The organism is Vibrio sp. D431a (genome assembly GCF_030248655.1).
Taxonomy (GTDB): Bacteria; Pseudomonadota; Gammaproteobacteria; order Enterobacterales; family Vibrionaceae; genus Vibrio; species Vibrio alginolyticus.
This window is the reverse complement of sequence record NZ_JAHGAP010000015.1, coordinates 380,184-394,000: the sequence shown is the minus strand read 5'-3', so window position 1 is coordinate 394,000 and position 13,817 is coordinate 380,184. Positions and strand designations below refer to the sequence as shown.

General features: G+C 45.4%; 13 protein-coding genes. 8 read left to right on the top strand and 5 right to left on the bottom strand.

Annotated elements, in window-relative coordinates; all coding sequences use genetic code 11:
• Positions 1–61: 61 nt before the first annotated feature.
• The 3 genes from KJB35_RS14815 to KJB35_RS14805 form a co-directional block, all read right to left on the bottom strand.
• Positions 62–499 carry a PAS domain-containing protein gene (locus KJB35_RS14815; protein ID WP_005373463.1) on the bottom strand — a complete coding sequence of 146 codons (438 nt, stop codon included), beginning with the start codon at positions 497–499 and terminating at the stop codon, positions 62–64.
• Complete coding sequence (locus KJB35_RS14810; protein WP_005373466.1) at positions 499–1,503, bottom strand: response regulator; 1,005 nt, start codon at positions 1,501–1,503, stop codon at positions 499–501. Before KJB35_RS14810 ends, KJB35_RS14815 begins: the two co-directional genes overlap by 1 nt.
• A 367-nt stretch (positions 1,504–1,870) precedes the next feature.
• Positions 1,871–2,779: an aldo/keto reductase family oxidoreductase gene (locus KJB35_RS14805; protein ID WP_005387688.1), complete on the bottom strand. Its 909-nt coding sequence runs from the start codon at positions 2,777–2,779 to the stop codon at positions 1,871–1,873.
• A 95-nt stretch (positions 2,780–2,874) separates the two neighbouring features.
• On the opposite strand from KJB35_RS14805, the gene KJB35_RS14800 reads away from it, so the two are divergent.
• The gene (locus KJB35_RS14800) at positions 2,875–3,288 is read left to right on the top strand and encodes a helix-turn-helix transcriptional regulator (protein WP_005387686.1); all 414 of its coding nucleotides are present in this window, start codon (positions 2,875–2,877) and stop codon (positions 3,286–3,288) included.
• Here the strand turns inward: KJB35_RS14800 and KJB35_RS14795 are convergent.
• Positions 3,269–3,883, bottom strand: a complete 615-nt coding sequence (locus tag KJB35_RS14795) for a hypothetical protein (RefSeq protein WP_238843211.1) — start codon at positions 3,881–3,883, stop codon at positions 3,269–3,271. The genes KJB35_RS14800 and KJB35_RS14795 overlap by 20 nt on opposite strands.
• Before the next feature lie 455 nt (positions 3,884–4,338).
• Between KJB35_RS14795 and clcA the strand changes: the two genes are divergently transcribed.
• Positions 4,339–5,742, top strand: a complete 1,404-nt coding sequence (gene clcA, locus KJB35_RS14790) for a H(+)/Cl(-) exchange transporter ClcA (RefSeq protein ID WP_005373473.1) — start codon at positions 4,339–4,341, stop codon at positions 5,740–5,742.
• A 261-nt stretch (positions 5,743–6,003) separates the two neighbouring features.
• Positions 6,004–6,951: a TDT family transporter gene (locus KJB35_RS14785; RefSeq protein ID WP_005373475.1), complete on the top strand. Its 948-nt coding sequence runs from the start codon at positions 6,004–6,006 to the stop codon at positions 6,949–6,951.
• A 44-nt stretch (positions 6,952–6,995) separates the two neighbouring features.
• Here KJB35_RS14785 and folE read toward each other — a convergent pair whose 3' ends face one another.
• Positions 6,996–7,649, bottom strand: coding sequence for a GTP cyclohydrolase I FolE (folE, locus tag KJB35_RS14780; RefSeq protein ID WP_005373478.1), 654 nt, complete (start codon positions 7,647–7,649; stop codon positions 6,996–6,998).
• 287 nt (positions 7,650–7,936) lie between these two features.
• Here folE and moeA point away from each other — a divergent pair, with 287 nt between their 5' ends.
• From moeA to KJB35_RS14755, 5 genes are all read left to right on the top strand, one after another.
• The gene (gene moeA, locus KJB35_RS14775; protein ID WP_149192114.1) at positions 7,937–9,172 is read left to right on the top strand and encodes a molybdopterin molybdotransferase MoeA; all 1,236 of its coding nucleotides are present in this window, start codon (positions 7,937–7,939) and stop codon (positions 9,170–9,172) included.
• Between the two features lie 9 nt (positions 9,173–9,181).
• Entirely contained in the window at positions 9,182–9,931 is a 750-nt protein-coding gene (moeB, locus tag KJB35_RS14770; RefSeq protein WP_054577777.1) for a molybdopterin-synthase adenylyltransferase MoeB, read from the top strand.
• 176 nt (positions 9,932–10,107) lie between these two features.
• The gene (locus KJB35_RS14765) at positions 10,108–12,213 is read left to right on the top strand and encodes an LruC domain-containing protein (protein ID WP_285357111.1); all 2,106 of its coding nucleotides are present in this window, start codon (positions 10,108–10,110) and stop codon (positions 12,211–12,213) included.
• A gap of 12 nt (positions 12,214–12,225) precedes the next feature.
• The gene (locus KJB35_RS14760; protein WP_169629067.1) at positions 12,226–12,720 is read left to right on the top strand and encodes a hypothetical protein; all 495 of its coding nucleotides are present in this window, start codon (positions 12,226–12,228) and stop codon (positions 12,718–12,720) included.
• Positions 12,721–12,860: 140 nt separating this feature from the next.
• Positions 12,861–13,691, top strand: a complete 831-nt coding sequence (locus KJB35_RS14755) for a sulfurtransferase (RefSeq protein ID WP_285357108.1) — start codon at positions 12,861–12,863, stop codon at positions 13,689–13,691.
• Positions 13,692–13,817 lie beyond the last annotated feature (126 nt).

Genomic DNA, 13,817 nt, shown 5'->3' with positions numbered 1-13,817 from the left:
ACAACTATAAGTATACAAAAAAGCCAAGGCGGACCTTGGCTTTTGAGAAAGTTTTTTATCGCTATTGATTCTGAGACATCAGAGCTTCAGCCGTCGCGTCTTGTATAGACAAAAACAACGAGTTGATTTTTCCAGTCGGTGTGCGCATTGGGTTCAACGTAACATTCTGGTACATAAACTCCGCTTGCTGCGTAACTGGTCGAACATTGCGACAGCAGAATAAGTAAGGTCGTTGTCGCCATGTGATGAAGCTGCGACAGCCTAGGTCATACACTGGTTTTGTTTTTAATTTAAACCACTCCTGTGGGATTTCAGGGAAGATATCAAATATAGAACGACCTATCGCATCATGAGACTGCAAACCACTGTGATGAGTCATAAACCCATTCCAGACCTGTACATTGTAATCTCGATCAATGACCACTAAGCCCATGTCGACGTTTTGTACCATATCCACCATCCAATGGAATTGTTCAAACTCTGCTGGCATATTCAACATTAGAACTCCTCCATTAGATAAGACAGTTTGTTATCAAGCAGCGGCAAGGATTCATCCACAAACATAAACAACAAGTCACAACGAATCGACGTTCCTTCAATGTTGTAGCTCACTTCGAATGTCATCGTGCGGCTGAATGCTCCAGTTGTAGATTCAATGATCGAGTCAATTGAGATATGCTGACCAAGGAGTACTGGTGGACTTTGGAAGAATCGGACTTCAGACTGCTCGCCTAAACCATTTAAGAACGACCCCACCAAAATATTAGAAATATCCATTAGCAGCTCAAGCTCTTCTAGCTCTTCGCTGTCTGCTGGTACTTTCATCAACTTTTTGAGATCAGATACGCTTGAGTCACTCAAGATCACTAGCGCTTCGCCAGCAATACCTTCGCCACAAAATCCCTGACAAACACCCGATACGTTGTCATGCGACGCCAAGTCGCGTAGGGCCATGTGAAGTTCGCTCACTTCAAAGATATTGACGTTCGGCAGAGGTAGTTGCACAAACACATCAAAGTGACGCGCCAACGCATCGGCTGCTCGACCAATTGAAACGTTAGCCACTTCCATGTAAATATCGCGACGACGTAAAATCGGTAACTCAATAGAGACAGGCGTGATAATTTGAGGACGAGGTTCTGGCTCGACCAACTCTTTAAGCGCCTTCTTGAGTTCATCTTTGGCGATCGGTTTTTGAATAAACGCTTTTGCACCCAGTGCGAACACGCGCTCTTTCGCTTTAGGTTGGATATCCCCCGACACCACAACCACCGGAGTTTTATCCCCCAACCGTTGCATGTGCTCTAGTGTTTCAAAGCCATCCATTTCTGGCATGGTCAAATCAAGAAACATCAATTTAAACTCGTTTTTTTCGAGTTCTTCTAGCGCGTTTTTTCCGTGGATAGCAAACGTAATATCGGCATTCAATGTGGCTGGTAGTGATCTCGCCATCTGTTTGCGTGCTAACGCTGAATCATCACAGATGAGTACGGGAAAAGACATTCAATCACCTTTTTATATTCCACAATCTGCGCCGGAGTCTAACAGATTGTTACAGCATGTAATACGAGAAAACTGACGAGTTTTTTATTTCTTTATTATTCGATAAGCATACGCAATATGAATGAATGAGTGAACAAAATGACTAAAAAGCAAGCATCACATTCGCTGTTTAGTGACATAAAACAAACATGGGTAAAACTCCTCCACCCAAAGTAAGCAAAAAGTTGCAGCAAACATCCAAAGCCCATTTTTGCTCGAATTTCATTCTTTCCATTTCCATAATGGGTAAACAGTAACGCGCTAAAACTAAAAAGGCACCCTGATAGAGGATGCCTTTAATAACAATTTCATCGATAAGATATCAATTCTATGGCACACCGTGACCTTTAGAAGCCACCCATACTCGATACCATTGCTCTCGAGTAAGTTCGATATTCAATGCATTGACTGCAGTTTGCACACGCTCGATTTTACCAGAACCAATGATTGGAATAGGGTTAGATGGCAAACGACGTACCCAGGCATAAATTACTTGGTCAATACTCGCTGCGCCCACTTCTTCACGAATTGCTTCTAATTCGTTACGGACACGAACAGCTTGCTCACTGTCACCACTAAAAATTGAACCACCACCGAGGCAAGACCAAGCCATTGGTCGCGTGCGCAACATTTGCATTTGATCAAGCGTTCCATCGTGTGCAACCTCAAAGTTAAGTGGGTTGATTTCCACTTGGTTAGTAACCAACGGCTTACCTAAGCGAGATTGCAGCAGTTCAAACTGGCGTGGAGTGAAGTTAGACACGCCAAAGTGCTTCACTTTGCCGACTTTATGAAGCTCAGAAAATGCTTCTGCAACCTCGTCTGCATCCATTAACACGTCAGGACGATGAATTAAAAGTACGTCGATTTCATCCACATTCAAACGTTCTAGCGAGTTATTCACCGATTGGTAGATATGTGCTGAGCTCGTGTCGTAGTGATTGATCTTACGCTCTGGCGTTTTATCGCCACACAAATTGATGTCGCATTTCGTCACGATCTGAATTTGCTCACGAACACTCTTGTCTAAAGCTAGCGCTTCACCAAACAACGCCTCACACTCGTAATTGCCGTAGATGTCGGCGTGATCGACCGTCGTAATGCCTAACTCAATGTGTTGCTTAAGAAATGACAAACGCTCTTGAGCCGTCATTCCCCACTCAACTGCACGCCAATATCCTTGAACCAGCTCTGAGAACTCTGGGCCTTTTGGTGCAGTTACTACTTTTGCAACCATGGGTTTTCTCCTTCAATTGATCTGCATTCATCGTAGTCTTGTTTTCGTACCGGCTCAACGGGTAAACTTTCGCAATTCGAACTGGAGTACGAAATATGTCTTTTGCCCAACGCCTAGCCACCCTGATCGGAGAAGAAAGCATCAGCGGGTTCGCTCGACGCGTCGATGTGTCTGAAGCTTTAATACGCAAATACCTTAAAGGCAGTGAACCTAGCCTAACCAAAGCAAATCAAATTGCAATGCGCGCCAATTGCTCTCTCGAATGGTTAGCAACGGGATGTGGTTATTTATATCGCCGTGCTGAAGTCGTGGATATGGATGCGTACAAACTTGCCTTTCAACACGTTATGAATCAGCCGTTGTCAGACGATGCAGAAGAGCTACACCGCAAGCTAATCGCAGGCTATCAATACCTGCGCGCTCACAAAAAATCGGATGGTTTTTTGGATGAATCAGCAATGGCGACCTTCCTATCTCTCCATAAAGAATCTAAAAACGAGTCACTTTGACCTCGATAATTTCGCCATCACTGCGCAATTGCACATTTAAGGACGGTGATGGCGTCAGAAACTCGCCCGGTTTTACCCAAAGCAAACTTCGAATCGTTTCTTGTGGATAGCGGTTCATCAACAAAATAACTTCTTTATCGACAAGCTCGGAAGATTTCTTTTCCAGAGCTTCAACGACATCATAGTGTTCTTGTCCGATAGTAACTCTGCGTAAAACTAACCCATCCTTTCTTAAGTTGAGAAGTAAGTCATTCAGACGCTGCCACTCGTATTCAGTGAGAAACGAGAACTGAGCACTTTCTCTTCTCAAAACCACTTCACCATACAAGTGCTGCTGGTAGTACGAAAAATCATCCAAACAAAATGCGCTGATAAACGTTGAGTTGTCTCGCAACTGCACTTCGCAACCATACCAGCTTCCACTTTTTTCTATACGTTCTTTTAGATTGGAATATGGCATTGCTGACAACGTGTCTTGCCACCAGCTCGGCGTTGAAAGTGCCGGAAACGTTACCGAACAACAACATAAAGAAAGTAAGAGTCGAAGATAAAAGCGCATGCACTGCTCTAGTTGGTTGACATCGAACCAAGACATTACTAACCGCAAGAAAATGTTCAAGAGAAAAATAGTGGCAGGTGGTGATGAAAGTTATAACGCAGAAATTAAGAAGGCGCACATGTGCGTGCGCCTCTACCTCGTTACTCAATCGTGAGTGTGCGAATCGGCGATGTCTATTGATGCATCCCGAACATAAAACGAGGACTTACCGTAGGGTTTGAATCCATCCAAATTGTGTGTAAAACCTCACATCCCTCCTTCTGAAGCAGTCATGTTGCTTTACATTTAAAGCATGGTTCATTTTTCTCAAAAAACAAGTTTTTTATCCTAAATTATGAGAGCAATAGCACAATCTGAGTGAATGAATAATATCGCGACACTTCAAACACTCAATAGTGAAAAGCTAAATTGCATCTTTATTGATTAGGTCTAGACTCTGCGAAGCGTATACTTTCTTTCGTCCCTTCCCCCAGCAACAGGAGAGCTTGTTAATGACCAAACGCGAGAGAATTGTGAAATCTGTGTTGGCGCACGTACCGAAAGATGCGATTAACCAGTTTGTCTCTCGAGGGTCAACACCATTTTCTGTTCTCATTATGGCCGCCATTGTGGGTACGTTGGCTGGTTTTGTCGGTACGTATTTCGAGCTTGCCGTTCATTTCGTTTCTGAAACACGAACAGAATGGTTAAGAAGCGAAATTGGTAATGTTCTACCGTTGTGGCTGGCAGCGGTTCTCATTAGCGCACTTTTAGCTTTTATTGGCTATTTTCTTGTGCACCGCTTTGCGCCAGAAGCGGCAGGTTCTGGTATTCCTGAAATCGAAGGGGCAATGGATAATATTCGTCCAGTGCGCTGGTGGCGAGTTCTACCAGTAAAATTCTTCGGCGGCATGGGCGCACTTGGCTCAGGTATGGTGCTGGGTCGTGAAGGCCCAACCGTTCAAATGGGGGGCGCTGTTGGTCGAATGGTGACCGATATATTCCGCGTAAAGGATGACGATACCCGCCACTCCCTGCTCGCTTCTGGTGCTGCTGGCGGTTTGGCTGCGGCTTTTAATGCCCCACTCGCAGGCATTATGTTCGTTGTGGAGGAAATGCGACCTCAGTTTCGCTACTCTTTGATCTCAATTCGCGCAGTGATCATTTCTGCCATTATGGCGAACATAGTGTTTCGCGCCATCAACGGGCAAGACGCCGTTATCACTATGCCGCAATACCAGTCGCCAGAGCTTCAAACCCTATGGCTGTTTTTATTGCTTGGCGCATTGTTTGGCGTGTTTGGCGTGATCTTCAATAAACTGATTACCGTGGCACAAGACAGTTTTGTCGCAATTCACAAAAACGATCGTAAGCGCTACTTGATTGTGGGTTCGCTACTGGGAGGCGTGTTTGGTTTGCTTCTTTTGTACGTACCCCAACTAACTGGTGGTGGTATCGGCCTTATTCCTGACATTACTAACGGTAACTACTCGGTATCTATTTTAGTTTTGCTTTTCTTTGGTCGTGTAATTACAACCCTGCTCTGTTTTGGTTCTGGTGCGCCGGGAGGCATCTTTGCACCTATGCTTGCTCTGGGAACCTTATTTGGTTATGCGTTCGGAGCAAGTGCTGATGTCTTGCTCCCTGCGCTTGATATCGAGCCTGGTGTATTTGCGATTGCGGGCATGGGTGCCCTGTTTGCTGCAACGGTACGTGCACCGATTACTGGTATTCTGTTAGTGATTGAAATGACGAATAACTACTACTTAATCCTGCCATTGATCATTACTTGTTTGGGCGCTGTGATTATTGCTCAATTGTTGGGTGGACAACCTATTTACAGCCAGCTGCTGCATCGCACAATCAAAAACGAAAAGTTACGCCAGCAGGATCTACCGGAGAATCAATCAACATAACATCCTCTTTGTTATCACTTTGCTCCAGACTATCGAAGGGTTTGGAGCGACAAACTCTGCATTTTTGCATCTTTTCCCAAATATTCGATACCAAACTCACAAAATTATCATTTTCTGATATTTGCTCACCACCTTTCATGAGAAACCCCTCTCCATACTTGTTAGTATTCGCTACTTAAATAGAGCATTTCACCCAAATCGTCATGTTTCGTTTCATTCAGGCAAAAATCAAATGGAGTAGATTTGAACTGGAGAAGACTTGTGCAGTTTTATAGTGTCCCGCCGTCTCAAGCCGCGTTGGCACTAGGTATGATAGGTTTAGGGCAAGCTTGGGCACTCTATGTTCCTGAGATTGGTGAACCGATACGCCCATTTTTGGCGTCACTCGGCGCACTTTTACTCGCCCCTGTACTCATAAAATATGCCGCGAATCCACGATTATTCATGGTCGACATTCGTCACCCACTGAGTGGTAGTTTAATGGCACCAATGAGTATGGCGTTACTGATCCTTGCAGATTATCTTGCCGCTGTAGCACCTATCATCGCTTATCCACTTTGGTTTATGGCGCTTTTGCTGCATTTTACTATGATGGTGCTGTTTTTTAGCTTTCAGCTAATGAACTTCAAAATGTCCAATATCGTACCGAGTTGGTTTCTTTATCCGGTGGGGCTAATCAGTAGTTCACTAGCCGGTTCTCAACTAGGTCACAACTTATTCTCCGAAACATTAGCGATGATGTGCATCGGCATTTATTTCTTCATGCTGCCACTCGTGTTGTATCGTTTAGTGTTTTTCGGCTCTCTACCAAGGCGAGCAAGACCGACCCTCGCGATTATGGCCGCGCCGGTAAACTTGTCATTAGCAGCATACTTGGTGAACTTTCCCTTACCTGATCCGATACTAACAGGCGCATTGGCAGGGATCGCCATCACTATGACTTTATTGATCTACTTATGTTACTTCCGCTTACTTCGCTTGAAGTTTCAACCTTCTATCGCGGCAGTAACCTTTCCTTCCGTGATCAGCGCTATCGCAATGCATCGCTTAACCTCTTTTTTTGCCGAATCGCACCCTCACTGGCACTGGCTGCACGACTTTGGTTTTCTAGAGCTCAGTATCGCGACTGTATTGGTTGTTTGGGTATCGGCAGGTTACGTCAAAATGTATTGGCCAGAAATCATGAAGTCATTTTCTAAACAAGCATAAAAAAGGATGGCGTTTGCCATCCTCTTAGAATAGTGCTTGGTTACCTAACGTAAACCGTGCAGAAACTCGGCACGCGTTGCTGGGTTGCTTTTGAAGATACCGCCCAATGCTGTTGTCGTGGTTTCGCTGGTTGCATCCATCACACCGCGAGATTTCACGCAATAGTGTGTTGCGTCAATCGTCACTGCCACATCATCGGACTCAAGCAACGTTTGAAGTGCAACAAGAATTTGCTGAGTCATACGCTCTTGAACTTGTGGACGCTGGGCAAAGAAGCGAACGATACGGTTGATCTTTGACAGGCCAATGATCTTGCCACGTGGAATGTAAGCCACAGCAGCCTTGCCATCGATGGTCACAAGGTGGTGTTCACAAGTACTGGTCACTGTGATGTCCTTCACGCGAACCATCTCGCTCACGTTCATCTTGTTCTCAATCACCGTGATTTTAGGAAAGTTGGAGTAATCCAGACCAGAGAAGATTTCGTCAACGTACATCTTAGCAATGCGGTGAGGGGTTTCTTCTAGGCTATCGTCGGTAAGGTCAAGTTGAAGTAGACCTAAGATCTCACGCATGTGGTGTTCGATCTTCTCTTTCTTCTCTTCACGACTTACGTTGTTTGGACGCATTGGCGTTTCCAAACCGCGTTGCTCTAGCGCTTCTTTTACTAACTTCGCTGACTCGCTAAGACCTGACATTCCACTTCCTCTTTTGTTTTACTTCAGCCTTCGTACAAACCCAATCAAAATTGCATTCATACTTTTCGCTTTGAGTTGCTCAGTTCGTGTCTTTACACCAAGTCACATCAGATGAAGGTACTGAGCTGATTTTCTTGAGCTCCGCAGGTTTTTTACCCCTTTTGGATGGCTGACAAGGATACTCGGATTTTTGAATAATTACACCCATATTTTATAGGTGGACATTCTTACTCAGTCCCCTTTTATGGTAAAGTTGCCACAAAACAAAAGAACACAGGATTTTCTCAATGGGCTGCTGCGACGCACCTGGCTTGATGCCAATTGAAGAAGCGATGGACAAAATGTTATCGCGAATCAAACCTATCCAAACAACGCTTTCTCTTCCACTTGCTGAAGCACTCGGTTTTGTACTGGCAGAAGATATCTTGTCTCCTATCCACGTACCGCCGTTCGATAACTCAGCAATGGATGGCTACGCTATTCGCATTCAAGATCTTGAGTCATCTTCTGTATTGCCTCTGGCAGGTAAATCATTTGCAGGACAACCTTTTGAAGGTGAATGGCCTCAAGGTACCTGTGTTCGCATCATGACTGGCGCAAAAATCCCACAGGGTTGTGATGCCGTTATCATGCAAGAAAACACTGAAGTAACAGATGCTGGCATTCAGTTCAACCAAACCGACGTGAAGCCACAAAACAACATCCGCCCAACAGGTGACGACATCAAACAAGGCGACATCGTACTGGCAAAAGGTGCACGTTTAACACCTCGCGATATTCCGATGATTGCGTCTCTAGGTGTTAGCCACGTGACAGTAGTACGTAAACCAAAAGTTGCTTTCTTCTCTACTGGCGATGAGCTTAAACCACTGGGTGAGCCGCTAGACGAAGGTCAGATCTACGACAGCAACCGTTACGGTATTAAACCGCTTATCGAGAACTTCGGTTGCGAAGCCGTTGATCTAGGCATCATTCCAGATTGCCCAGAGACTCTGAAAGCAACCTTTGAACAAGCACAAACATTGGCAGATGTGGTTGTGACCTCAGGCGGTGTTAGTGTGGGCGAAGCGGATTACACCAAAGACATTCTTGAAGAGCTTGGTGAAATCGGTTTCTGGAAGTTAGCAATCAAGCCGGGTAAACCTTTCGCATTTGGTAAGCTAAGTACAGCTTGGTTCTGTGGGCTGCCGGGTAACCCTGTTTCTGCAGTTCTTACTACGTACGTGCTTGTTCAACCAATGCTGGCAAAACTTGCAGGCCATACAGAATGGAAAGCACCCGAATCTATTCCAGCAACAACCAAAACCGCCTTTAAGAAAGCGCCAGGTCGTACCGATTACCAACGTGGTATCTATACATTGGAAGATGGCAAGTTTGTCGTTGAAACAACCGGTAACCAAAGCTCTGGTGCATTCCGCTCAATGAGCCTAGCGAACTGTTTTGTTGTATTGGAACGTGAACGCGGCCGAGTTGAAGTGGGCGAAACGGTTCAGATTCAACTATTCAACTCAACCCTTTACTAGGAAGACGTTGTGGATATTCTTTCCGATCAGGAAATGTTGCGTTACAACCGCCAGATCATTCTTCGTCAGTTTGACTTTGAAGGACAAGAAGCACTCAAACAAGCATCGGTATTGATGCTTGGTGCTGGCGGTTTAGGCTGCGCATCAAGCCAATATTTGGCGACTGCTGGTGTCGGTAAAATCACGCTGATTGATGATGATATCGTCGAGTTGTCTAACCTTCAGCGCCAAGTGCTGCACCACGATGCGGATATTGGTCGTAAGAAGGTAGACTCGGCGGCCAATGCACTACGTGAACTTAATCCGCACATTGTCGTAGATACCATCGCAAAACGTCTTGATGATACCGCGTTAGAGAGCCTGATTAAGCAACACACTATTGTTGTCGATGCATCAGATAACGTCGATACGCGCAATCAACTTAACCGCCTATGTTTTGCGACTAAAACACCGCTAATTTCAGGCGCGGCCATTCGTATGGAGGGCCAAGTGAGTGTGTTTACTTACGATGATCCAGCACAACCATGTTACCAGTGCTTAAGTGCCCTCTTCGGCAGCGGTGCGTTAAGTTGTGTCGAAGCCGGAGTCATGGCGCCTGTTGTGGGTATTGTTGGCGCAGTACAAGCTATGGAAGCGATCAAAGTGATTGCTGATTACGGCCAACCAAAGAAAGGCAAAATTCTGATTTTGGACGCGCTCAGCATGTCTTGGCGAGAAATGAATCTGATGAAAATGCCAACCTGTCCGGTTTGTAGTTAGTTCTAAACCTCTAATCATTCCCAAAAAGCCCAACTCGATGTTGGGCTTTTTTCTCATTTTGACAATCAGATTTAAAACCCCTCTTCTTACAAATATTAAATCAATAAAATTCAACAACTTAAAAGTTGGCACATTCCTTTCATTGCATATATCACGAACCAATGAGAGGGCGAATTATGAAAAGGACATCACTACTACTTGGGTCTCTAATAGCGAGCGCTTACGCACAAGCGGCGCCATTTGATACGTGCCCAAGCCAAGCATACCTGTTCCAATCAACCCCGGTTCAAATCTATGGCGTCAATTTGGTTACAGGCTCTACGACTCTTTTAGAGGACGACACAGGTTTGGCTTCGGGCATCAACGGTGTAGGCTTTAACTTCACTGACCGTTATATCTACGGCTACGACACCACAAACAAAAAGATTGTTCGTCTTGGTCAAGACTTCCAAGCAGAGACACTTGATGTTTCGGGTCTTCCTACCGACCACACGTTTTACGTAGGTGACGTTTACAACCACGTCTACTACTTGTACCGCAAAGGCAAAGGACTTTTCTCCATTGACCTTTCTCCGCTCGATTCTGATCCAAATGCGACATTGAGCATCGTGAAAATCAGCTCAACAGCGACTGTGAACCTAACCGACTTTGCATTCCATCCAGGTGATGGCTCCCTTTACGGCATCGACAACAACTCTGGTGTGCTATATCAGTTCAACCCATCAAATGGTAGCGCAACTGCGATAGGTGACACAGGTGAGAAAGGCACATTTGGTGCTGGCTACTTCGATGTAAACGGCAACTACTACGTGTCACGTAACCAAGATGGCAAAATCTATCGCGTTGACCTTTCGGAAGGTAACGCAGCCAATATCGCAGCAGGTATCGTTCCTGCGGTTGAGTTTGTATCCAACGGTCCAAGCTCAAGCCAAAATGACGGTGCACGTTGTGCAAATGCTCCGGTGATTAACGAAGACGAGCCAATTGATTTTGGTGATGCTCCAGACAGCTACCACACCACGCTTGCGTCAAACGGTCCTCGCCACGAAGTGGACGGTGCAACTTGGCTTGGCTCTGTTGCTCCAGATGGTGATGCCGACGGACAGGCAAACGATAACTCTGTGGGCACAGCCGATGAAGATGGTGTTGGTTTTGTATCCGCACTTGATCCAGGCTTAAGCTCAATTGTGAATGTGACAGCTTCTACTTCTGGCTACCTATCAGCATGGTTTGACTGGAACCGCGATGGTGACTTTGATGATGAAGGTGAGCAAGTCTTTACCGACCAATTACTGTCTGCGGGTAATAATCCCCTACCGTTTGTAGTTTCAACCGCTGCAACGGAAGGGTCTAGTTGGAGCCGATTCCGCTTTAGCCAACAAACCGGATTAAACTACGATGGTGGTTCGACGTCTGGTGAGGTGGAAGATTACCCAATTACCATCACTGGTAATGGTTACTCAGTGGAGTATTTCCCGAGTGCAGAAGATTACGCCACCGTGGCTTACGAAGATAACTGGCCATACACCGCAGACTACGACATGAACGATGTGGTCGTGAAATTCCGCATCACTGAAACCAGTCTTGCTGGTCATGTTGAGAATATTCAAATTACTGGTGACCTAGCGGCTTACGGCGCAAGTTACAAAAATGGCTTCGCAATCCGACTACCGGGTGTTTTGAGAAGCTCGATTGAAAATGGATTAACGACGCTATCCTTCAATGGTGTAGAACAAGCATCTAATGGCTTGGAAAGTATTTCTGATGAAGCCATTTTCATCATCAGTGAAGACTTAAGCACACACGCGGCGAGCAGCTGTAGCTACTTCCGTACCGAGTCTGGCTGTGATGATAACGTTTCACTCACCTTTACCTTGAATGTGTACTTCACTGAAGGCTCTGACCGTTCAGCAATTCAAGCCATGCCATACGACCCGTTCATCTTTGCAACACCGGGCACTTACCATGGCGATGGTATTACTTTCCAACCAGGGCGTAAGTGGGAAGTTCACTTAGCAGACCAAGCACCAACAGAACAGTTTGATGACCAAAACCTCTTCGGTGTCGGCGTCGATGCAAGTGACCCTGCGCAAGGTGTGTACTTCAAAACAGCAAACAACTTACCTTGGGCACTGTTGATAGTAGAGGATTGGGATTGGCCGCTAGAGCGTGTAGACATGGTCGATGCATACCCTCAATTCCAAACTTGGGCTGAGTCTGGTGGCGAACTAAGCACAGATTGGCACACCTCTCCAACACCTAACAAATGCTACATTCCATAGGGAGATAACATTATGAAAGCACTTATCACAATCATCATGGGATTAGCACTAATGGCTTGTGGCGGAGGCGGCGGTGGTGGTAACAGTACACCACCTCCACCAACCCAAACCACGGTGCCAGAGGAAGATACTACCCAGCAGGAAGAAACTACTGAAGAAGAGACAACGGTAACAGTGGAAGATGCAACCATGCATGATCTAGTAGTACCAGATGGCTTTAGCTACAACCCAGTGACGGAAGGTACGCTCAATGTAGACATCAGTGGTTTCTCTTCACAACGAGCACACCTAAGCGTGTACAAAGAGTTTGTCGAGAACAGTTCAGGTAACTACGATGCAAAATACCCAAGCAAAGTCGCATCGGTTCCACTCAACAATGGTACAGCAAATGTCGACTTTAATGTTTCTGATAGCCAAGGTAGCCTACTTGTTGAAATTTGGTTCTATGACGGTAGTGACCCAATTCAGAAAGTGATTACTTCTGGAGACAACACTTGGACCATGTAACTAGATAGATTGAAGGCATAGCGAAAGCGCCCCTTCATCATAAATCTTCAATCTCAAGCTTAAAAATCGCATCGTTCTTTTGAACATGCGATTTTTTTGTTGTAAAACAGTAAGATTATCCACCTAACAAACTAAAGACAATGCAAGCACTGATTAGTACTGATGAACTCAATAGCCTTCTCGGCCAACCTAACGTCAAGCTCCTCGACGCTAGTATTGCGTTTCAAATCCCTTCTGAAGGCAAAAAGATTCAAGATAAGTGGATTCCAAATACTTTACGCTTTGATTACGACAATGACTTTTGCTTACCCGGCTCCTCCCTACCGCATATGATGCCAACAGAAGAAGGCTTCAACCAAAGTGCGCAACAACTCGGTTTGAACAACGAAGACTTGATTGTGGTTTATGACAACTCAGGCACTTTAGCGGCACCAAGAGCTTGGTGGATGTTCAAAGCCATGGGGCATGACAATGTTCGAGTCTTAAATGGCGGTCTTCCAGCTTGGATTGAAGCAGGACTCCCTGCCGAAAGTGCCCTATCGCAACCAAGCGAAGAAGGCAACTTTACGGGTAAGCTCAACCAAAATGCCTTTTTGAGTGCACAAGATGTTCTTGCTCATTCAACCAATAAAAGTGCCAATATCATCGATGCTAGAGCCAAAGCTCGCTTCCTTGGTGAAGTGCCTGAGCCACGAGAAGGTCTACGTAGTGGGCACATTCCAAATTCGGTTTGCTTACCGTTTCAAGAACTCTTGGCCAACGGTCACATTAAACCAAATTCAGAGTTGCAACAGATATTTAGCGCACTAACGATAGATAGTGACAATTCGATTATTTTTAGTTGCGGTTCCGGTGTAACCGCATGCATTTTATTACTCGCGGCGTATCAAATTGGTCTAGACAATCTGTCGGTGTACGACGGTTCTTGGACCGAATGGGGTGCAGACCACTCTCTACCTATCGAGCGTTAAGACAAGTGTCTGTTTAACAAAGTATCTTACGTTTATCTAAAGATGATGTGTTCCAATATACTAAACGCAGCTTCTAAACCAAACTTGTCATTTCGAAATAGAAACTGGCTATGAGTGATTTGTCAC

What these genes read in the sequence shown, in the direction of transcription:
- KJB35_RS14810 (WP_005373466.1), bottom strand. Translation starts at nt 1,503, where the DNA reads ATGTCTTTTCCCGTACTCATCTGTGATGATTCAGCGTTAGCACGCAAA.
- KJB35_RS14805 (WP_005387688.1), bottom strand. Translation starts at nt 2,779, where the DNA reads ATGGTTGCAAAAGTAGTAACTGCACCAAAAGGCCCAGAGTTCTCAGAG.
- KJB35_RS14760 (WP_169629067.1), top strand. Translation starts at nt 12,226, where the DNA reads ATGAAAGCACTTATCACAATCATCATGGGATTAGCACTAATGGCTTGT.
- folE (WP_005373478.1), bottom strand. Translation starts at nt 7,649, where the DNA reads ATGTCAGGTCTTAGCGAGTCAGCGAAGTTAGTAAAAGAAGCGCTAGAG.
- KJB35_RS14800 (WP_005387686.1), top strand. Translation starts at nt 2,875, where the DNA reads ATGTCTTTTGCCCAACGCCTAGCCACCCTGATCGGAGAAGAAAGCATC.
- KJB35_RS14815 (WP_005373463.1), bottom strand. Translation starts at nt 499, where the DNA reads ATGTTGAATATGCCAGCAGAGTTTGAACAATTCCATTGGATGGTGGAT.
- moeA (WP_149192114.1), top strand. Translation starts at nt 7,937, where the DNA reads ATGGGCTGCTGCGACGCACCTGGCTTGATGCCAATTGAAGAAGCGATG.
- KJB35_RS14795 (WP_238843211.1), bottom strand. Translation starts at nt 3,883, where the DNA reads ATGTCTTGGTTCGATGTCAACCAACTAGAGCAGTGCATGCGCTTTTAT.
- KJB35_RS14765 (WP_285357111.1), top strand. Translation starts at nt 10,108, where the DNA reads ATGAAAAGGACATCACTACTACTTGGGTCTCTAATAGCGAGCGCTTAC.
- KJB35_RS14755 (WP_285357108.1), top strand. Translation starts at nt 12,861, where the DNA reads ATGCAAGCACTGATTAGTACTGATGAACTCAATAGCCTTCTCGGCCAA.
- clcA (WP_005373473.1), top strand. Translation starts at nt 4,339, where the DNA reads ATGACCAAACGCGAGAGAATTGTGAAATCTGTGTTGGCGCACGTACCG.